The organism is Streptomyces bambusae (genome assembly GCF_020532645.1).
Lineage (GTDB): Bacteria > Actinomycetota > Actinomycetes > Streptomycetales > Streptomycetaceae > Streptomyces > Streptomyces bambusae.
In genome coordinates this window covers 49,861-68,996 of record NZ_JAJAUZ010000033.1, presented here as the reverse complement: position 1 = coordinate 68,996, position 19,136 = coordinate 49,861, and the positions used below count along the sequence as shown (strand labels likewise).

Sequence of the window (19,136 nt, the reverse complement as noted above, 5' to 3'; positions counted from 1 at the left end):
GCGTTCCCCCGTCCGCACCGTGGGCGGGGGTGCCCCCGTGTCTTCCGTGCCGGCGTCCCACCGGCCGGGAGCCCATCCGAACAGGAGAAGCAGTTGCGTCCCACGATGCGCTTCGCGGTCCCCTTCGCCCTCTCCCTCTCGCTGCTCGGCGTCTCCCCGGCGCTGGCCGGCGCGGCGGTGGCCGCCCCCCGGCCCGCCGTCGTGTCCGCCGCCGCTCCGGTGCCGGGGGCGGACGCGCTGCTCGCCCAGGTGCAGACGCTCGGCAACATCGGCGGGGTGCTGAAGCCGGTCACCGACCTGCTCACCGCGGTGCTCAAGGCCGATGACGGCAAGCTGCCGCAGGCGGAACTGGACAAGCACCTCGCGGCGGTCACCTCGGCGCTGGACGGGCTGAAGGCCGGGCTGCCGAAGCCGCCGGTGGACGTCCCCAAGCCGCCGGTGGACCTGCCGAAGCCGCCCGTCGACCTCCCGGTGCCGGTGCCGCCGCTGCCGGTGGACGCGCCGAAGCTCCCGGTCGACGCGCCCAAGCTGCCCGTGGACGCCCCGAAGCTTCCGGTGGACGCGCCGAAGCTGCCCGTGGCCGCCGCCAAGGCCGCCGCCCCGCTGGACCTCGTCACGGCGGCCGTGGACAACCTGAAGAAGTCGGTGGAGGGGCTGGTCAAGGCGGCCGGGCCGTGCGGCTGCTCGGCGGACGCCGGCAGCAAGGCCACGGAGGTCGTGACCGGTCTGGTCAACCTCGTCGTCGCGCTGGTGCTCGGCGCCGGACTCCCGCTGCCGAACCTGCCGGGCCTGCCGGAACTCCCGAAGCTGCCCGTGGACGTACCCCCGCTGCCCGTCCCCGTCCCCGTGCCGCCGCTCCCGGTCGCGGCCCCGGCCCCGGTCGCATGAGCGGCGCAGGTGCGGCCGGAGCCGCAGCGGGTGCGATAGCCGGGTGCGGCCGCGGCGGCCGCCCGGGATCCGGGCAGTCGTCGCGGCCGCACCCCGGTCCGCTCGGCCCGCTCAGGCGGCCTTGCCGGTCAGGTGGGCGAAGACGACCACGTTGGAGTCCCAGTGCCGGTCCGCCGTGAGGCTGCCGCCGCACGTGATCAGGCGGAGCTCGGCCCGGCCGTGGGTGTCCCCGTACACCTTCGCGGTGGGGAAGGCGTCCTTCTTGAACGTGTCGACGGCGTCCACGGCGAACACGGCCGTGCTGCCGTCCGTACGGTGCACCTCGATCTGCGCCCCCTTCGCCAGTTCCTTCAGGCGGTGGAAGACGGCCTCCTTGGTGGTGGGCGTGTCCAGGTGGCCGACGATCGCGGCCGCGCCCTTCTCCCCGGGTGTCGGCCCCTGCCGGTACCAGGCCGCCTCCATCGGCCGGTCGAACGACGGCTCCTGCATCTGCCCGCCGGCGTCCAGCCCGACCGCGTCGAGGGCGGCGTCCACGTGGATCGACGGGATGTCGATCCGGTCCGGCACCGACGGCGCCAGCGAGGTGGCGGCCACCGGTTTGACCTGAGGGGCGGCCGCGGCGGACCCGCCTGAGCCGTGCGCGGAGCCGCAGCCCGCGACGAGTACGGCGGCCAGTGCGGCGGCGCCCGCGCCCGCGGCGGTACGGCGCAGCCGCGCCGGGCGGCGGCCGGCCGGGCGGTCAGCCACGGGACTGCCGGCGACGGCGCAGCAGACCGGCCCCGGCCAGCCCGACGGCGGTGGCGGCGGAGGCCCCGCCGACGGTGAGCAGTCCGTCGTCCACGCCCTTGCGGACGGCGGCGGGGGCGGCCTGACCCGTGTTCACCGATCCCTTCGGAGTGCGGTGCTCGGCGGGCTGGAGCGGCTTCAGGCCGCTGCCGTGCCGGTGCCCGTTGCCGTTGCCGTTGCCGCCGGTGGCGTCGGTCGTGAACTTCCAGGTGTCGAACTTCCTGCCGCCCGCGTACGCGTCCACCCCGTAGTAGCCGGTCTTGACGTGCGGGGCGACGACGGCGGTGCCGGTCCAGGTGTCCGGGGCGGTCCGCTTCAGGCCGACCCGCCCGCCGAAGGCGCCGGAGTCGACGTACGCGCTCGTGGCGGCGGTCTTGACGGTGACGCGGATCCGGTCGCCGGGCCTGCCGTGGTCGGCGGAGAGGCTGAGGGAGTCCGCGACGGGCACGGGGGTGGGCTTGCCGTTGCGCACGGTGAGCTGCGCGGAGGCGCCGACCGGCTTGCCGTCCGGGCCGGTGGCGGTGAGCGTGACGGTGTGGGGGCCGGCGGTGGCGGTCTGCACGACGGTGCCCCGGCCGTTCCAGACGCTCTTGCCCTCGGTCATGGGGACGCTGCCGCCCAGGGCGTCGGAGCTGACCCGGACGTGGGTGGAGCCGGCCGGGAGGCCGGCGGTGACGGTCACGTGCGTCCCGGGCCGGGCGGTGCCGGGGGTGACGTCGAGGGTGGCGGTGGCGGGGGCTTTGGTTGGCTTGGCGTCGGTCGGGGTGGCGGTCGGGGTCGCGTCGGCGGTGGTGCCGCCGGGGTGGGTTCCGCCGTCGGCGGCGAACGCGGTCGCCGGGCCGGCCAGGGCCATCGCGGAGGCGAGGGCGAGGGCGGGGACGGTGAGTGCCTTGCGCATGGAGTACCTCCTGACAGGGCCGGGATCGTTCCCGGCACACCAGACATGAGGGACATCCTGGGTGTGCGGTTGCAGGCCGGGAAGCTGTCCGCCGGCCCGCCCGCCGAAGGTCCTCCGGGGCGAAACCGCAGGCTGCGCAGCCTGTCGGGAGGCCCCGTTTGCAGGCTCTTTGCCGCCATTTTTGGGACCAAGGTCCCGGCTCTCGCCGGCCGGGACACCCCGCCCGCACGGCACCGCACGGCCGAGACCCCCGGTACGGCCGAGGCCCCCGGTGACGCATGGTCACCGGGGGCCTCGGTCCGGGCGGTCGGGCCGTCGTCGGCCCGCCGGGTCAGAGCTTCTCGATCACGTGGTCGATGCACGCCGTCAGCGCGGTGACGTCCGCCGGGTCGATCGCCGGGAACATCGCGATGCGCAGCTGGTTGCGGCCCAGCTTGCGGTACGGCTCGGTGTCGACGATGCCGTTGGCGCGCAGCACCTTGGCGACCGCGGCCGCGTCCACGCTGTCGTCGAAGTCGATCGTGCCGATGACGGAGGACCGCTTCGCCGGGTCCGTGACGAACGGCTGCGCGTACTTGGACTTCTCCGCCCAGCCGTACAGCGCCTGCGCGGAGGCCGACGTGCGCGCCACCGCCCAGTCCAGGCCGCCCTGGCCGTTGATCCACTCCAGCTGCTCGTTCAGCAGGAACAGGGTGGACAGCGCCGGGGTGTTGTACGTCTGGTTCTTCAGCGAGTTGTCGATCGCCGTCGGCAGCGAGAAGAACTCCGGGACGTGCCGGCCGGACGCGTGGATCCGCTGCGCGCGCTCCAGGGCGGCCGGGGAGAACGCGGCCAGCCACAGGCCGCCGTCCGCCGCGAACGACTTCTGCGGGGCGAAGTAGTAGACGTCCGTCTCGGTGATGTCCACGGGCAGGCCGCCCGCGCCCGAGGTGGCGTCGACCAGCACGAGCGCGCCCTGGTCGGCGCCGGCGACCCGCTTGACGGGGGCGGCGACGCCGGTGGAGGTCTCGTTGTGGGTGAAGGCGTACGCGTCGACGCCCGCCTCGGCGGCCGGCTCCGGGTGGGTGCCGGGCTCGGAGGCGATGACGGTCGGGTCCTCCAGCCACGGCGCGAGCTTCGCGGCCTTGGCGAACTTGGAGGAGAACTCACCGAAGTTGAGGTGCTGCGACTTGCGTTCGATCAGGCCGTGGGTCGCCACGTCCCAGAAGGCGGTGGAGCCGCCGTTGCCCAGGATGATCTCGTAGCCCTCGGGGAGGGAGAAGAGGTCCCGGAGGCCCTGCCGTACCGAGCCGACCAGGTTCTTGACCGGGGCCTGCCGGTGGGAGGTGCCGAGGAGAGAGGTACCGGTGGCGGCCAGGGCTTCGAGGGCCTCCGTCCGCACCTTGGAGGGGCCCGCGCCGAAACGGCCGTCGGCGGGCTTGATGTCAGCGGGAATCTGGATCTCAGCCACGAGCGGAGCGTAGCGGGTCCCGCCACGCGCCGTTCGGGCGCGTCCACCCGGTGAGACGGGCTCACCCGCGGGAGTGGGTGGGAGGGTGGCGGGATGACGGACACGGGCGGTGCGGCGGGCGGCGGCAGTACGGGCGGTACGGGAGGGGCGGCCGGGCGGAGGGCGGGCGGGGCGGCGCGGACGGCGCGGACGGTGGGGGACCCGGGCGGGCTGGCGCGGGCGCTGCGGGCGGCGGTCCGCGGCGAGGTCGACTTCGGGGCGGCGGCCCGGGCGCTGGTCACGATGGACGCCTCGAACTACCGGAGGGTGCCGCTCGGAGTGGTCGCCCCGCGGGACGCCGAGGACGTGGCGGCGGTGCTGCGGGTGTGCGCCGAGGCGGGCGTGCCGGTGGTGCCGCGCGGCGGCGGGACCTCCATCGCCGGTCAGGCCACCGGGGTGGGCGTGGTGCTCGACTTCACCCGTCACATGACCGCCGTCCTCGACCTCGACCCCCAGGCGCGGACGGCGGTGGTGCAGCCGGGGGCGGTGCTCGACGTGCTGCGCGGGCGGGCGGCGGCGCACGGGCTGACCTTCGGGCCCGACCCGTCCACCCGCAGCCGCTGCACGCTCGGCGGGATGATCGGCAACAACGCGTGCGGCTCGCACTCGGTGGCCTGGGGCACCACCGCCGACAACGTGCGGGAGCTGACCGTCCTGCGGTACGGCGACCCCGGCGGCCCGCACCGGCTGGCCCGCGGCTGGTCCGGCGCCCCCGCCGGCCTGCCGGAGCTGGTCGCGGCGAACCTGGCGCTGCTGCGCACCGCGCTGCCCCGGCCCGGCCTGACCCGCCGGATCTCCGGGTACGCGGTCGATGCGCTGCTGCCGGAGCGGGGCGTCGAGCTGGCCCGCGCGTTCTGCGGCAGCGAGGGCACGCTCGGCGTGGTCACCGAGGCGGTGGTCGAGCTGGTCCCGCTGCCGCCGCGGCCGGCCCTGGCCGTCCTCGGCTACGCCGACGAGGGCGCGGCCGCCGAGGCCGCGGCCGGGCTGCTGCCGTACGGGCCGCTGACGGTGGAGGGGATGGCCGCCGACCTGGTCCGCGGGGCGGCGGGCGCGGAACTGCTGCCGCGGGGGCGGGCGTGGCTGTTCGTCGAGATGCCGGACGAGGCGGCGGCGCACGAGGTCGTCCGGGCGGCCGACGCGGTGTCCGCGGCCGTCCTCGCGGACCCGGCCCGCCAACGTGCGCTGTGGCGCATCCGCGAGGACGCCGCCGGCACCGCGACCCGCCTGCCCGACGGCACGGAGGCCTGGCCCGGCTGGGAGGACTGCGCCGTCCCGCCGGCCCGTCTGGCCGGCTACCTCCGCGACTTCCGCACCCTGCTGTCCGCCCACGGCCTCCGCGGCATCCCGTACGGCCACTTCGGCGAGGGCTGCATCCACGTCCGCATCGATTTCGACCTGGCGAGCGCGCCCGGCGTCGCCCGCTTCCGCCGCTTCTCGGAGGAACTGGCAGTCCTGGTCACCGCCCACGGCGGCTCCCTCTCCGGCGAACACGGCGACGGCCAGGCCCGCGCGGAACTCCTCCCGCACATGTACGGCCCCGACACAATCCGCCTCTTCGAGTCGTACAAGGACGTGTGGGACCCGGCGGGGGGTCTGAACCCGGGGATGCTGGTGCGGGCGCACCGGCTGGACGAGAACCTGCGGTTCCTGCCGGTGGCGGTTCCGGCCCCGCCGCCTTCCGAGGCGCGGGGGTCCGGAGGCGGAGCCCCCGAAACCACCCTGGCCCGCGGAGTCGTCCGCTGCGTCGGCGTGGCCAGGTGCCGGTCCGCAGAACCGTCCGGCACGGACGTGATGTGCCCGTCGTTCCGCGTCACGCGCGACGAGCGCCATTCGACGAGGGGCCGGGCCCGCCTCCTCCACGAAATGCTCACCGGGGAGCTCGTCGAGGATTCCTGGCGCTCGACGGACGTCCGCGAGGCCCTGGACCTCTGCCTCTCCTGCAAGGGCTGCCGCAGCGACTGCCCCGCCGGCGTCGACATGGCCGCGTACAAGGCGGAGTTCCTGCACCGCCACTGGGCGGGCCGCATCCGCCCGGCCGCCCACTACACGATGGGTGGCCTCCCCGCCTGGCTCCACCTCATCGCCACGGTCCGCGGAGCCGCCCCGGCCAACCTCCTCGGCCGGGTTCCGCTGCTGCGCCGCCTCGGCGGGATCACCCCGGAACGGGAGCTGCCGCCGGTGGCGGCGGAACCGTTCACCCGCTGGTTCCGGAAGCACGGCGTCCCCGCCGGCCGGGGCGAGCGCGTGCTCCTGTGGCCCGACACGTTCACCGAACACCTCGCACCCGAGGTCGGGCGGGCCGCCGTACGGGTCCTGGCGGCGGCCGGAATCGGGGTGGAACTGCCGCGCGGCCGGGTGTGCTGCGGGCTGACCTACCTGTCCACGGGCCGGCTGGACCGGGCCCGTGCGGTGCTGCGGCGAACCCTGGACGTCGTGGGGGAGACCGGCCCGGTGGCCGTGCTGGAGCCGAGCTGCGCGGCGGCCCTGCGCGCGGACCTGCCGGAGCTGCTGCCGGACGATCCGCGGGCGGCCCGGCTGGCGGCGGCGGTACGGACGTTCGCGCAGGTCCTGGAGGAACGGGCGCCGCACTGGCAGCCGCCGCGGCTGGACCGTGCGGTGGCCGGGCAGACGCACTGCCACCAGCACGCGGTGCTGGGCGACGCGGCGGAACGCCGGCTGCGGGAGCGGGCCGGTCTGACCGGGGCGCTCAGCGCCGGCTGCTGCGGGCTGGCCGGGAACTTCGGCTTCGAGCGGGGTGCTGGGCGGTACGCGGTGTCGGTGGCCTGCGCGGAGGAACAACTCCTGCCGGCGGTCCGTGCCGCCCCTCCCGCGGCGGCGGTCCTTGCCGACGGCTTCTCCTGCCGCACCCAGCTGGCCCACCTGTCCCCGCGCCCCGCCCTGCACATGGCCCAGCTCCTGTCGGAGGGCCTCGTAAGGTGATAGGCCTCGTAAGGTGATAGGGCGCTGGATGCCCCTTACGGATTAAGGTGGGGGAATGCCCCGTTCCGCCCCTGCCGTGTCCGCCGCGCCCACGTCCGCCCCCTCCCGCCCCGAACGACCGCACGGCCCGTCCCGCCTCGGCCCCGTCGGCCTGGTCATCGCCGCCGGCATCTCCGTACAGTTCGGCGCCGCCATCGCCGTCATGCTCATGCCCCGCGCCGGCGCCGCCGGTGTCGTCGCACTGCGCCTGGCCGCCGCGGCCGTGGTCCTGCTCGCCGTGTGCCGGCCGCGGCTGCGCGGGTACTCGCGGGCCGACTGGGGCACGGTGATCGCCTTCGGCATCGCCATGGCCGGCATGAACGGCCTCTTCTACCAGGCCATCGACCGCATCCCGCTCGGCCCCGCCGTCACGCTGGAGGTGCTCGGCCCGCTCGCCCTGTCGGTCGTCGTGGCCCGCCGCCTGTCCAGCCTGCTGTGGGCGGGCCTGGCACTGGCCGGCGTGGCGCTGCTCAGCGGGCACGGGGGCGGCGGCTTCGGCGGCCTGGACCCGGCGGGTGCGGCGTTCGCGGTCGGTGCGGGCGCGATGTGGGCGGCGTACATCGTCTTCAGCGCCCGCACCGGGAGGCGCTTCCCGCAGGCGGACGGGCTGGCCCTGGCCATGGCCGTGGCGGCGGTCCTCAGCCTGCCGCTGGGCATCGCGGAAGCGGGTACGGCCCTGCTGGTGCCGGGCACGCTGCTGCTGGGCGTCGGCGTGGCCCTGCTGTCGTCGGTCCTGCCGTACACCCTCGAACTGCTGGCCCTGCGGCGGCTGCCCGCCCCTACCTTCGCCGTCCTGATGAGCCTGGAGCCGGCGATCGCCGCGCTGGCCGGCCTGTTCGTCCTCCACCAGGCCATGTCCTGGACGGACGCGGCCGCCATCGCCCTCGTCATCGCCGCCAGCATGGGCGCGGTCCGCGCGCAGACGCGGGACCGGGTACGGGCGGAGGCGTAGCGGGGGCGGACTCCTCCTCGCGGGACACGCCCACCCCCACCCCCGGTCCGGGGCGTGCGGCCGTCGTCAGGTCCGGGCCGTCCCCGTCTCGCCGCCCCCGGCGGTGGCGCTGGTCGCGCCGGTGTTCCAGTCCGCGCCCCAGCCGTTGGTGACGGCCGCGACGCGGGAGCCGCCGGCCGTACCGGCCGCGTTGGGCCAGTCAGCACCCCAGCCGCGGTGGGGTGCGTCGCTGGGCCAGCAGCCGTGGCAGTCGCCGGCGGGCGCGGGTGTGATCGTGGTCGTGGCGGGGCTCACCCAGCAGTTGCCGCATCCGGCGGCGGTTGCGGCGGGGGCGACCACGGCGAGGAGGGCAGCCGACAGGGCGAATGCGGTCGCCGTGCGACCGAGGCGGGTCTTCATGCGGGGGATGCTCGCAGTAGCGCGCGGGCGGACGACAGAGTTCCCCCACACGGAATCCCCCTGACAGGGGCTCCGCCCCTGAACCCCGCGCCTCGATCGCCGGCTTGTTTTCCCCTGCCCGGGACTTCGGCTGCGGGCTGGATGCCGCGGGGCAAACCAGCCTCGCCAGGGGGCACCTCCCAGCCCCCTGGGGCTGGGGGAGTTTGAGGCGCGGGGTCTGGGACGGAGCCCTGGTTCGGAACGGGGCCGGCCCCGTTCACCCGTACCGCTCCGCCAGCGTCGCCGCCGTGCGGGCCAGGCGGGCGCGGAGTTCCGGGGGGCCCAGGACCTCGACGTCCGTGCCGAGGGACAGGAATTCGCGTTCCGCCGCGTCCAGCGAGTCGACCGGGAGGGTCGCGCGGACCCAGCCGTCCGCCCCGTCCGGCGCGCCGCCGACCGCCAGCGCCCGCGCCTGCGCGCAGCTGATGCGGGCGGCGCCGCGCGGGGAGAGCCGTACGTCCGCCTGCTGCGGACCGGCCGCCTCCGCGGCCTGCCAGTGCGCCGCCAGGTCGAAGCCCTCCGGCGGCCCGGCCTCGTCCCCCGTCTCGGCCAGCGACAGGAACCCGTCCACCGGATACGTGCACGGCCCCGGCCCGGCCACCAGGTACCAGCGCCCCGCCTTCAGCACGAGCCCGTACGGCTCCAGCCGGCACACCCCGCCGGCGGACAGCCGCACCTCGATGACCCGCCCCCGCCACACCGCGTCCGCGACCTGCGGCAGGAACGGGACCTCGGCGTGGTCCGCGTACCAGCCCGGCGCGTCCAGGTGGAAGCGCCGCCGGAGGCGGTCGGCCTCGGTGCGCAGCTCCGGCGGGAGGGCCGCGCGCAGCCGCAGGCGGGTGGCGGAGAGGGCCTGGCCGAGGCCGAGCTCGGCGGCCGGTCCGGGCAGCCCGGCGAGGAACAGGGCCTCGGCCTCGCCGGGCGCGAGGCCGGTGACCCGGGTCCGGTAGCCGTCGTGCAGCTGGTAGCCGCCGCTGTGCCCGGCGTCCCCGTACACCGGCACTCCGGACGCGGCGAGGGCTTCCGCGTCCCGGTAGATCGTCCGTACGGACACCTCCAGCTCCCGGGCCAGCTGCGCGGCGGTCATCCGGCCCCGGGTCTGGAGCAGCAGGAGGATGGACAGTAGACGGCTGGATCTCATGGCGATGACGGTTCCCCTGGTCCGCGGATCCCCCCTGGATCCCTGGCGTGTACGTCGTGGTGCCGCCGCCCCGCGGCGTCGGGCGGCCCGGTCAGGCGACCGGCAGGTCCAGCCGCGCCGGGTCCCCCTCCGGGGAGGTGAAGGCGAGCGTCGTGCGGGGCAGGTTCGCGTCGCCGTAGAACGGGTCGCGGGCGTCGACCGCGAGCAGCAGCCGGTGGCGGGCCGGGACGTCGTAGCCGACCGCCTGGAGGTCGATGCCGGCCGTCACGGGCTGCCCGGCCGGCGTGTCCAGGTCGGTGAACGGCGCGTGCGTGACCAGGTGCGCGTCCCCGTCCGGCCCGACGTCCAGCAGGTACGCGATGAACGTGGAGCCCGTGGTCCCCGCCGTGTACGTCATGCGCAGGTGCGGTACGCCGCGCAGCCGCAGGGTGTCGTCCAGCGGGGCCGAGACCCAGACCCCGGCGACGGTCCGGTCGATCACGGCCGTCTCGTACACCTTGGGCCGGCCCGCCATCTCCGCGTAGCCGCCGGTGATGACGGCGTCGGCGACGGTGGCGGGGGTGTCGGTGCCGGTCAGCACCCGGGTGGTCCAGCCGCCTTCCGGTTTCGGGGACAGCGTGCCGTCCCCGCCCTCCGGCCCGCCGACCGGGTGCAGCCGGACCTGCTGCCCGGTGAACGCGTCGAGGTCGGTGCTCGGCTCCAGGCGGGTGTTCCACATGATCTGGCTCAGCACCTGCCCCTCGTCCCCGATGCCGCTGCCGCCGTCGCCCTTCAGGTGGTGGCCGAACCACCGGTGGGCGTCGGTCCAGATCCGGTTCGGCAGGCCGAGCATGCCGCTCATCTCCGGCCCGGAGTGGTCCCCGACGGACAGGTCGATCCGCTTGGGACCGGTCAGCTCGGCGAACATCTTCAGCATCTGGTTCGGCGGGAACAGCGTCTCGTGCCAGGCGTGCGCGTAGAACACCGGCACCCGCCGCCGGTTCAGCTCCGCCCGGTAGGTGTACGGGGAGCGGCGGCGCGCCCACTCCAGGGTCCGGTCGGTCTCGCGGTTGCCCAGCACGTTGGCGAAGACCTCCGCCGTCTCCTCGCTCAGCCGGGCCTTCTCGGCGGCCTTGAGCAGGGCTTTCACGGAGGCGATGTGCCGGGTGGAGTTCTCCAGGAAGGCGGCGCCGAGGTCGCCCCAGCTGCTGAGGGCGGCGACGGCGTCGACCCGTTCGTCGTGCGCGGCGACGAGCTGGCTGATGCCGGAGCCGTACGAGTCGCCGAGGAAGCCGACCTTGGTGACCGGGCCGCGGACCCGCTCGGCGACGAAGTCCAGCGCCCGGCTGCCGTCGAGCACGTCCAGCGGCCCCGCGACGTCGACCGCGCCGCCGGAGCGGCCGAAGCCGCGGGCGGTGTACGCGAGGACGTGGTAGCCCTGCGCGGCGAACAGCGACGCCTGCACCGCGTACAGCACCCAGCCCTGGTTCGCCCACGGCGAGGGCATGACGACGACCGGGCGTGGCCGGGTGTCGGTGTGCCGCCACAGGGCGCCGTCCAGCTCGTCCCCGTCGGCGCCGGGGATGCGGACCCGGCCGAAGACGACGAGGGAGAGGGCGGCGGCCGCTTCGGCGGCGCGGGCGGCGGGCAGCGCGGAGGTGTCCCCGCTCTCCAGGGCGGCGGCGAAGGCGCCGAGTGCGGCCTCGTCGAGTTCGGGGTACAGGGTCGCCGGGGGCAGGGCAGCATCGGTCACGGTGTCCACATCTCCTCGTCGGGTGCATGAACGCGTGCGTGCTCGGGCCCTGAGCGCTGCTCAGTATGGGCTCCGACATCCGCGACGTTTCGCGGGTTCCGGGGATCAGACCGGAATTGCCCCCTTGTCGGGAGACGGCCGGATGGGCCGGGTGGGGTGCTTCCGCTGCGGCTCCACGGCGTGAGCTGCAACACGCCCGGGATTGCGGAGAGTTGACCCGTGGCCAGATCCGGCCCCCGGTTCGCGATAAATCATGCAAGCACGCTTGATTGTTTCGGTGCCCGCTGCCACGCTCTCCCTCACGCCGGAGTGCCCGTCCGTGTCCGAACCCTTCCCGAGGGAGCGCACGTGTCCGATCCGAACGCCCGCCCGCCCCTGCCCGTCTTCGCCGACCTACGGGCCGAGAGCAGCGAAATCGACCTGCTGGTCGACGGGTTGGCGGACCCCGACTGGCGGCGCCCGACGCCCGCCGCGGGCTGGACCGTCGCCCACCAGATCGCCCACCTCGCCTGGACCGACCGGGCCGCGCTGCTCGCGATGACCGACCCCGGCGGCTTCGGCCGCATGGTCGAAGTGGCGCTCGCCGACCCCGACGGTTTCGTGGACGAGGGCGCCGCGGAAGGGGCCGCGCTGCCGCCCGCGGAGCTGCTGGCGCGGTGGCGGGCGGGCCGCGCCGAACTCGACGCGGTGCTCGCCGGTGCCCCGGCCGACGCCCGTTTCCCCTGGTACGGCCCGCCGATGAAGGCCGCCTCGATGGCGAGCGCCCGGCTGATGGAGAGCTGGGCGCACGGCACGGACATCGCCGACGCGCTCGGCGTACGGCGGACCCCGACGGTCCGGCTGCAGCACGTCGCGCGGATCGGGGTGCGCGCCCGGGACTACGCGTACGCCGTGCACGGACTGCCGGTGCCGGAGGGGGAGTTCCGGGTGGAGCTGACCCCGCCGGCGGCCGCGGGACCGGCCGCCGCGGTCTGGGCGTACGGTCCCGAGGATGCCCCGCAGCGGGTCACCGGACCCGCCCTCGACTTCTGCCTCCTGGTCACCCGGCGCGCCCACCGCGCCGATCTGGCCGTCCGCGCCGAGGGCCCGGACGCGGACCGCTGGCTGGACATCGCGCAGGCCTTCGCCGGGCCGGCGGGGGCCGGGCGCAGCCCGCAGGGGGAGCGGTGACGGCGCCGGCCCCCGACCCGTCGCGGCCGCTGCGTATCGGGAACGCCTCCGGGTTCTACGGCGACCGGTTCGCCGCGGTGCGGGAGATGCTGACCGGCGGGCCGCTGGACGTGCTGACCGGGGACTACCTCGCCGAGCTGACCATGCTGATCCTCGGCCGGGACCGGCTGAAGAACCCCGGGCTGGGATACGCGAAGACGTTCCTCAAGCAGCTGGAGGAGGGCCTCGGGCTCGCCCACGACCGCGGGGTGCGGATCGTCGCCAACGCGGGCGGCCTCAACCCGGCCGGGCTCGCCGACGCCGTACGGGCGCTCGCCGCGAAGACCGGGGTGCCGGTCGCGGTGGCGCACGTCGAGGGCGACGACCTGCTGCCGCGGGACGGCGCGCTCACCGCGAACGCGTACCTCGGCGGCGGCGGGATCACCGCGTGCCTGCGGGCCGGCGCCGACGTCGTGGTCACCGGCCGGGTCACGGACGCGGCCCTGGTCAGCGGCGCGGCGGCCTGGTGGTTCGACTGGTCGCCGCAGGAGTACGACGCCCTCGCCGGGGCGGTCGTCGCCGGGCACGTCCTGGAGTGCGGCACCCAGGCCACCGGCGGCAACTACGCCTTCTTCGGCCGCCACGACGTCCGCCGCCCCGGCTTCCCGCTCGCCGAGATCGCCGCCGACGGCTCCGCGGTCGTCACCAAGCACCCCGGCACCGGTGGCGCCGTCACCACCGGCACCGTCACCGCCCAGCTGCTGTACGAGACCCAGGGCGCCCGCTACCCAGGCCCGGACGTCACGGCCAGGCTGGACACCGTACGGCTGGCGCAGGCGGGCCCCGACCGGGTGCGGATCTCCGGCACCCGGGGCGAGGCCCCGCCCGCCACCCTCAAGGCGGGCGTGACCCGGATCGGCGGCTGGCGCAACGAGACCGTGTTCGTGCTCACCGGCCTCGACATCGAGGAGAAGGCCGCGCTCGTCCGCGAGCAGCTGGCCGGCGCGCTGGCGGGGATCGCCGAGTCCTCCTGGACGCTGGCCCGCACCGACCACCCGGACCCGGACACCGAGGAGACGGCGAGCGCCCTGCTCCGGCTGGTCGTCCGCGACCCGGCGGCCGAGCGGGTGGGCCGTCCGTTCACTGCCGCGGGCATCGAACTCGCCCTGGCCGGCTACCCCGGCTTCCACGTCACCGCACCGCCCGGACCGCCCGAACCGTACGGGGTGTTCACCGCGGAGCACGTCCCGGCGGAGGAGGTCCCGCACACGGCGGTCCTGCCGACCGGCGAACGGCTCGCGATCCCGGTCCCGCCGCGGATTCCGGCCACGGGGCCGGCGGAGCCGCCGGAGGCTGCGGCGGATCCGGGGGCGGCCCCCGGGACGGACCCCGGGACGGACCCCGGGCCCGCGGCCGGTCCCATGGCCGGTCCGGCGGCCGGCCCCGCCCCCGGATCCGGCCCCGCCCCCGGATCCGGCCCCACCCCGGAGCCCGCGCCCGATGCCCACACCCGCCGCGTCCCCCTGGGCCGCCTCTTCGGCGCCCGCAGTGGGGACAAGGGCGGGGACGCGAACCTCGGCGTGTGGGCCGAGTCCGACGCCGCCTGGCAGTGGCTCGACGCCCACCTGACCGCCGACGCACTGCGGGAACTGCTGCCGGAGGTCCGCCCGCTGGACCTCGTACGGCACCGGCTGCCGGCCCTGCGCGCGCTCAACTTCGAGATCCGCGGCCTGCTCGGCGAGGGCGTCGCCGCCCGGCGGCGGTTCGACCCGCAGGCCAAGGCGCTCGGCGAATGGCTCCGGGCCCGGCACGCCGACCTGCCCGCGGCCCTCCTGGACGCAGCCGCACCCGCCACGACCACACCCGAGGAGGTGAGCCGGTGAGCCGGCTCGGTACCCGGATCGACCCCGAGTCCGCGGAGTACGCGGCGCACCGGGACACCGCCCTGGAGCGGCTCGCCGAACTCGACGCCGAGCACGCCAAGGCGCTCGCCGGCGGCGGCGAGAAGTACACCGCCCGGCACCGCGCCCGCGGCAAGCTCCTCGCCCGGGAGCGCATCGAGCTGCTGCTCGACCCGGACACCCCGTTCCTCGAACTGTCCCCGCTCGCCGCCTGGGGCAGCGACTACCCGGTCGGCGCCTCGATGGTCACCGGCATCGGCACCGTCGAGGGCACCACCTGCCTGATCACCGCCAACGACCCCACCGTCCGCGGCGGCGCCTCCAACCCGTGGACCCTCAAGAAGGCCCTGCGCGCCAACGAGATCGCCCGCGCCAACCGGCTGCCGTGCATCAGCCTCGTCGAATCCGGCGGCGCCGACCTGCCCTCCCAGAAGGAGATCTTCATCCCGGGCGGGGCGATCTTCCGCGACCTCACCCGGCTGTCCGCCGAGGGCATCCCGACCATCGCCGTGGTCTTCGGCAACTCCACCGCCGGCGGCGCGTACGTCCCCGGCATGTCCGACCACACGATCATGGTCAAGGACCGCTCCAAGGTGTTCCTCGGCGGCCCGCCGCTGGTCAAGATGGCCACCGGCGAGGAGAGCGACGACGAATCCCTCGGCGGCGCCGACATGCACGCCCGGATCTCCGGCCTCGCCGACCAGCTCGCCGCCGACGAGGAGGACGCCATCCGGCAGGCCCGCCGCGTGGTGGCCCGCCTCAACCACCGCCGGGCCCACCCGGAGCCCGCGGCCGCCGACGAACCCCGGTACGACCCCGAGGAACTCCTCGGCATCGTGCCCGCCGACCTCAAGACCCCGTTCGACCCCCGCGAGGTCATCGCCCGCATCGTCGACGGCTCCGCGTTCGACGAGTTCAAACCGCTCTACGGCACCAGCCTGGTGACCGGCTGGGCCACCCTCCACGGCTACCCCGTCGGCATCCTCGCCAACGCCCAGGGCGTCCTGTTCAGCGCGGAGTCCCAGAAGGCCGCCCAGTTCATCCAGCTCGCCAACCAGCGCGACATCCCGCTGCTGTTCCTCCACAACACCACCGGCTACATGGTCGGCAAGGAGTACGAGCAGGGCGGCATCGTCAAACACGGCTCGATGATGATCAACGCGGTGTCGAACTCCCGGGTCCCGCACCTGTCCGTCCTCATCGGCGCCTCCTACGGCGCCGGCCACTACGGCATGTGCGGCCGTGCCTACGAGCCGCGGTTCCTGTTCGCCTGGCCCAGCGCCAAGTCCGCCGTCATGGGCCCGCAGCAGCTCGCCGGGGTGCTCTCCATCGTGGCCCGGCAGTCCGCCGCCGCGAAGGGCCGCCCGTACGACGAGGAGGCCGACGCCGGCATGCGCGCCTTCGTGGAGGCGCAGATCGAGTCGGAGTCGCTGCCCATGTTCCTGTCCGGGCGGCTCTACGACGACGGGATCATCGACCCCCGCGACACCCGCACCGTCCTCGGCTTGTGCCTCTCCGCCGTCCACAACGCCCCCGTCGAGGGCGCCCGCGGCGGCTTCGGCGTCTTCCGGATGTGAGCCCCAGATGACCACCCAGAACGCCCGGCCCGCCGGGCACCCCCGCCCCCTCACCTCGCTGCTCGTCGCCAACCGCGGCGAGATCGCGGTACGGATCTTCCGTACCGCCCGCGCCCTCGGCCTCGACACCGTCGCCGTGCACTCCGACCCCGACGCCGCAGCCGCACACGTCCGCGCCGCCGACGCCGCCGTCCGGCTGCCCGGCGCCGCCCCCGCCGACACCTACCTGCGCGCCGACCTGATCATCGAAGCCGCCCGGGCCGCCGGCGCCGACGCCGTCCACCCCGGCTACGGCTTCCTCTCCGAGAGCGCCGCCTTCGCCCGCGCCGTCCAGGACGCCGGACTCGTGTGGATCGGCCCGCCGCCCGCCGCCATCGAGGCCATGGCCTCCAAGACCCGGGCCAAGGAGCTGATGCGCGCCGCCGGCGTGCCCCTGCTGGAACCCGTCGACCCGGCCGCGGCCACCGCCGCCGACCTGCCGCTCCTGCTCAAGGCGGCCGCCGGCGGTGGCGGCCGCGGCATGCGGGTGGTCCGCGACCTCGACGACCTCAAGTCGGAGCTGGACGCGGCCGCCGCCGAGGCCCGCTCCGCGTTCGGCGACGGCGAGGTGTTCGCCGAGCCGTACGTCGAGCACGGCCGCCACGTCGAAGTGCAGATCCTCGCCGACGCCCACGGCACCGTCTGGGCCCTCGGCACCCGCGACTGCTCCCTCCAGCGCCGCCACCAGAAGGTCATCGAGGAGGCCCCCGCCCCCGGGCTGCCCGCCCCGCTGCGCACCGCCCTGCACCAGGCCGCCACCGCCGCCGCCCGCGCCGTCTCCTACCAGGGCGCCGGCACCGTGGAATTCCTCGTCACCGCCGACGGCCGGCCCTGCTTCCTGGAGATGAACACCCGCCTCCAGGTGGAACACCCCGTCACCGAAGCCGTGTTCGGCCTCGACCTGGTCGCCCTCCAGCTGCGCATCGCCGAGGGACTCCCGCTGCCGGCCACGCCCCCCGAGCCGCACGGCCACGCCGTCGAGGCCCGGCTGTATGCCGAGGACCCGGCCCGCGGCTGGCGCCCCCAGACCGGCACCCTCGACACCCTCGACTTCCCCGACGGGGTCCGCGTGGACACCGGCTTCGACGCCGGCGACACCGTCGGCGTCCACTACGACCCCATGATCGCCAAGGTCATCGCCCACGCGCCCACCCGCGCCGAGGCCGTCCGCACCCTGGCGCACGCCCTCACCCGGACCCGGATCCACGGCCTGGCCACCAACCGCGACCTCCTCGTACGCTCCCTGCGCCACGAGGAGTTCGCCGCCGCGCGCCTCGACACCGGTTTCTACGACCGGCACCTGCCGGAGCTGACGGCCGCCGACGGGGACGACGCGTCCGCCGCTCCGCTCGCCGCCCTGGCCGCCGCCCTCGCGACCGCCGTCCCCACCCCCGGTGCGCCGCTCGCGGCCCGCACCGGAGCCTGGCGGAACGTGCCCTCCCAGCCGCAGCTGCGCCGCTACCGCGCCGAGCCCGACGGCACCGAGCACGAGGTCCGCTACCACCGGACCCGCACCGGACCCGAGCCGGTCGGCTTCCCCGGCGTCCGCGTCCTCGCGGTCTCGCCCACCGGGGTCGTGTTCGAACACCACGGCATCCGGCGGACGTTTCACGTGAAACACCACGGGATGTTCCACGTGAAACCGAATTCGAACAGCGCCGCCCGGACCGTCTACGTGGACTCCCCGCTCGGCTCCCACACCTTCACCGAGCTGCCCCGGTTCACCGACCCCCAGGACCGCACCGAACCGGGCTCACTGCTCGCCCCCATGCCCGGCACCGTGGTCCGCGTCGCCGACGGCCTCGCCCCCGGCACCCCCGTCACCGCCGGCACCCCCCTCATCTGGCTGGAGGCGATGAAGATGGAACACCGCATCCTCGCGCCCGCCTCCGGCACGCTCACCGCGCTCCACGCCGAACCCGGCCGACAGGTCGAACTCGGCGCCCTGCTCGCCGTAGTCCAGGAGGAAGCACCGTCATGAGCTCCGCCACCGGCACCGTCATCGAAACCGAAGAGCACCGGGCCCTGCGCGCCGCCGTCGCCGCCCTCGGGCAGCGGTACGGCCGCGAGTACCTCGCCAAGACCGCCCGCGAAGGCGGCCACCCCGTAGAGCTGTGGGCGGAAGCCGCCAAGCTCGGCTACCTCGGTGTGAACCTCCCCGAGCAGTACGGCGGCGGAGGCGGCGGCATCGCCGAACTCTCCCTCGTCCTAGAGGAACTGGGCGCCGCCGGCTGCCCGCTGCTCATGATGGTGGTCTCGCCCGCCATCTGCGGCACGGTCATCGCCCGCTTCGGCACCGAGCAGCAGAAGCAGGCCTGGCTGCCGGGCCTCGCCGACGGCAGCCGCACCATGGCCTTCGGCATCACCGAGCCCGACGCCGGATCCAACTCGCACCGGATCACGACCACCGCCCGCCGCGACGGCGACGACTGGGTGATCAGCGGCCGCAAGGTCTTCATCTCCGGCGTGGACATCGCCGACGCCACCCTGATCGTCGGCCGCACCGAGGACGCCCGCACCGGCAGCCTCAAGCCCTGCCTGTTCATCGTGCCGCGCGACGCCCCCGGCTTCACCCGCTCCGCCATCGACATGGAACTCCAGGCCGCGGAGAAGCAGTTCGAGCTGGTCCTCGACGAGGTCCGGCTGCCCGCCGAAGCGCTCGTCGGCGACGAGGACGCGGGCCTCCTCCAGCTGTTCGCCGGGCTCAACCCCGAGCGGATCATGACGGCCGCCTTCGCCATCGGGATGGGCCGCCACGCCCTCGCCAAGGCCGTCGACTACGCGCAGACCCGGCAGGTCTGGAAGCAGCCCATCGGCGCCCACCAGGCCGTCGCCCACCCGCTGGCCCAGGCCCACATCGAGCTGGAACTCGCCCGGCTGATGATGCAGAAGGCCGCCCACCTCTACGACGCCGGCGACGACACGGGTGCCGGCGAAGCCGCCAACATGGCCAAGTACGCTGCCGCCGAGGCCTGCGTCCGGGCCGTGGACCAGTCCGTCCACACGCTCGGCGGCAACGGCCTCACCCGCGAGTACGGGCTGGCGTCCCTGATCACGGCCTCCCGGGTGGCCCGGATCGCCCCCGTCAGCCGCGAGATGATTCTCAACTACGTCTCCCACCAGACCCTCGGCCTGCCCAAGTCCTACTAGGGCCCAGACCCCCAGGA

14 protein-coding genes are annotated in these 19,136 nt (G+C 75.3%); 8 read left to right on the top strand and 6 right to left on the bottom strand.

Features of this window, described 5'->3' with window-relative positions:
- The first annotated feature begins 93 nt into the window (after positions 1–93).
- Entirely contained in the window at positions 94–888 is a 795-nt protein-coding gene (locus LG634_RS22665; RefSeq protein ID WP_226735757.1) for a hypothetical protein, read from the top strand.
- A gap of 111 nt (positions 889–999) precedes the next feature.
- Here the strand turns inward: LG634_RS22665 and LG634_RS22660 are convergent, their stop codons facing one another.
- The 3 genes from LG634_RS22660 to serC form a co-directional block, all read right to left on the bottom strand.
- Entirely contained in the window at positions 1,000–1,635 is a 636-nt protein-coding gene (locus LG634_RS22660; RefSeq protein WP_226735756.1) for a class F sortase, read from the bottom strand.
- Positions 1,628–2,572 carry a hypothetical protein gene (locus LG634_RS22655; RefSeq protein ID WP_226735755.1) on the bottom strand — a complete coding sequence of 315 codons (945 nt, stop codon included), beginning with the start codon at positions 2,570–2,572 and terminating at the stop codon, positions 1,628–1,630. The genes LG634_RS22660 and LG634_RS22655 overlap by 8 nt, the downstream gene beginning before the upstream one ends.
- A 331-nt stretch (positions 2,573–2,903) precedes the next feature.
- Positions 2,904–4,022 (bottom strand): phosphoserine transaminase, encoded by a 1,119-nt coding sequence (gene serC / locus LG634_RS22650; RefSeq protein WP_226735754.1) that lies wholly within the window; start codon positions 4,020–4,022, stop codon positions 2,904–2,906.
- 93 nt (positions 4,023–4,115) lie between these two features.
- Between serC and LG634_RS22645 the strand changes: the two genes are divergently transcribed.
- Positions 4,116–7,001: an FAD-binding and (Fe-S)-binding domain-containing protein gene (locus tag LG634_RS22645; protein ID WP_226735753.1), complete on the top strand. Its 2,886-nt coding sequence runs from the start codon at positions 4,116–4,118 to the stop codon at positions 6,999–7,001.
- A gap of 55 nt (positions 7,002–7,056) precedes the next feature.
- The gene (locus tag LG634_RS22640; protein ID WP_226735752.1) at positions 7,057–7,992 is read left to right on the top strand and encodes an EamA family transporter; all 936 of its coding nucleotides are present in this window, start codon (positions 7,057–7,059) and stop codon (positions 7,990–7,992) included.
- 66 nt (positions 7,993–8,058) lie between these two features.
- Here the strand turns inward: LG634_RS22640 and LG634_RS22635 are convergent, their stop codons facing one another.
- From LG634_RS22635 to LG634_RS22625, 3 genes are all read right to left on the bottom strand, one after another.
- On the bottom strand, positions 8,059–8,391 hold the full coding sequence (locus LG634_RS22635) for a hypothetical protein (RefSeq protein ID WP_226735751.1): 333 nt from the start codon (positions 8,389–8,391) through the stop codon (positions 8,059–8,061).
- A 256-nt stretch (positions 8,392–8,647) separates the two neighbouring features.
- On the bottom strand, positions 8,648–9,571 hold the full coding sequence (locus LG634_RS22630) for a helix-turn-helix transcriptional regulator (protein WP_226735750.1): 924 nt from the start codon (positions 9,569–9,571) through the stop codon (positions 8,648–8,650).
- A 91-nt stretch (positions 9,572–9,662) separates the two neighbouring features.
- Positions 9,663–11,303 carry an alpha/beta fold hydrolase gene (locus tag LG634_RS22625; protein WP_226735749.1) on the bottom strand — a complete coding sequence of 547 codons (1,641 nt, stop codon included), beginning with the start codon at positions 11,301–11,303 and terminating at the stop codon, positions 9,663–9,665.
- A 348-nt stretch (positions 11,304–11,651) separates the two neighbouring features.
- Between LG634_RS22625 and LG634_RS22620 the strand changes: the two genes are divergently transcribed.
- From LG634_RS22620 to LG634_RS22600, 5 genes are read left to right on the top strand one after another with little or no spacing between them, the layout of a single operon-like run.
- A complete protein-coding gene (locus tag LG634_RS22620; protein ID WP_226735748.1) occupies positions 11,652–12,473 on the top strand; it encodes a TIGR03084 family metal-binding protein in 822 nt (273 codons plus the stop codon).
- The gene (locus LG634_RS22615) at positions 12,470–14,335 is read left to right on the top strand and encodes an acyclic terpene utilization AtuA family protein (RefSeq protein ID WP_226735747.1); all 1,866 of its coding nucleotides are present in this window, start codon (positions 12,470–12,472) and stop codon (positions 14,333–14,335) included. Before LG634_RS22620 ends, LG634_RS22615 begins: the two co-directional genes overlap by 4 nt.
- Entirely contained in the window at positions 14,332–15,930 is a 1,599-nt protein-coding gene (locus LG634_RS22610) for an acyl-CoA carboxylase subunit beta (RefSeq protein WP_226735746.1), read from the top strand. The genes LG634_RS22615 and LG634_RS22610 overlap by 4 nt, the downstream gene beginning before the upstream one ends.
- A 7-nt stretch (positions 15,931–15,937) precedes the next feature.
- The gene (locus tag LG634_RS22605; RefSeq protein ID WP_226735745.1) at positions 15,938–17,950 is read left to right on the top strand and encodes an acetyl/propionyl/methylcrotonyl-CoA carboxylase subunit alpha; all 2,013 of its coding nucleotides are present in this window, start codon (positions 15,938–15,940) and stop codon (positions 17,948–17,950) included.
- Positions 17,947–19,119, top strand: a complete 1,173-nt coding sequence (locus LG634_RS22600; RefSeq protein WP_226735744.1) for an acyl-CoA dehydrogenase family protein — start codon at positions 17,947–17,949, stop codon at positions 19,117–19,119. Before LG634_RS22605 ends, LG634_RS22600 begins: the two co-directional genes overlap by 4 nt.
- Positions 19,120–19,136 lie beyond the last annotated feature (17 nt).

Bases quoted from the DNA above. Each gene is read 5' to 3' on its own strand.
- LG634_RS22655 (WP_226735755.1), bottom strand. From the start codon at position 2,572: ATGCGCAAGGCACTCACCGTCCCCGCCCTCGCCCTCGCCTCCGCGATG.
- LG634_RS22645 (WP_226735753.1), top strand. From the start codon at position 4,116: ATGACGGACACGGGCGGTGCGGCGGGCGGCGGCAGTACGGGCGGTACG.
- LG634_RS22640 (WP_226735752.1), top strand. From the start codon at position 7,057: ATGCCCCGTTCCGCCCCTGCCGTGTCCGCCGCGCCCACGTCCGCCCCC.
- LG634_RS22635 (WP_226735751.1), bottom strand. From the start codon at position 8,391: ATGAAGACCCGCCTCGGTCGCACGGCGACCGCATTCGCCCTGTCGGCT.
- LG634_RS22630 (WP_226735750.1), bottom strand. From the start codon at position 9,571: ATGAGATCCAGCCGTCTACTGTCCATCCTCCTGCTGCTCCAGACCCGG.
- LG634_RS22605 (WP_226735745.1), top strand. From the start codon at position 15,938: ATGACCACCCAGAACGCCCGGCCCGCCGGGCACCCCCGCCCCCTCACC.
- LG634_RS22600 (WP_226735744.1), top strand. From the start codon at position 17,947: ATGAGCTCCGCCACCGGCACCGTCATCGAAACCGAAGAGCACCGGGCC.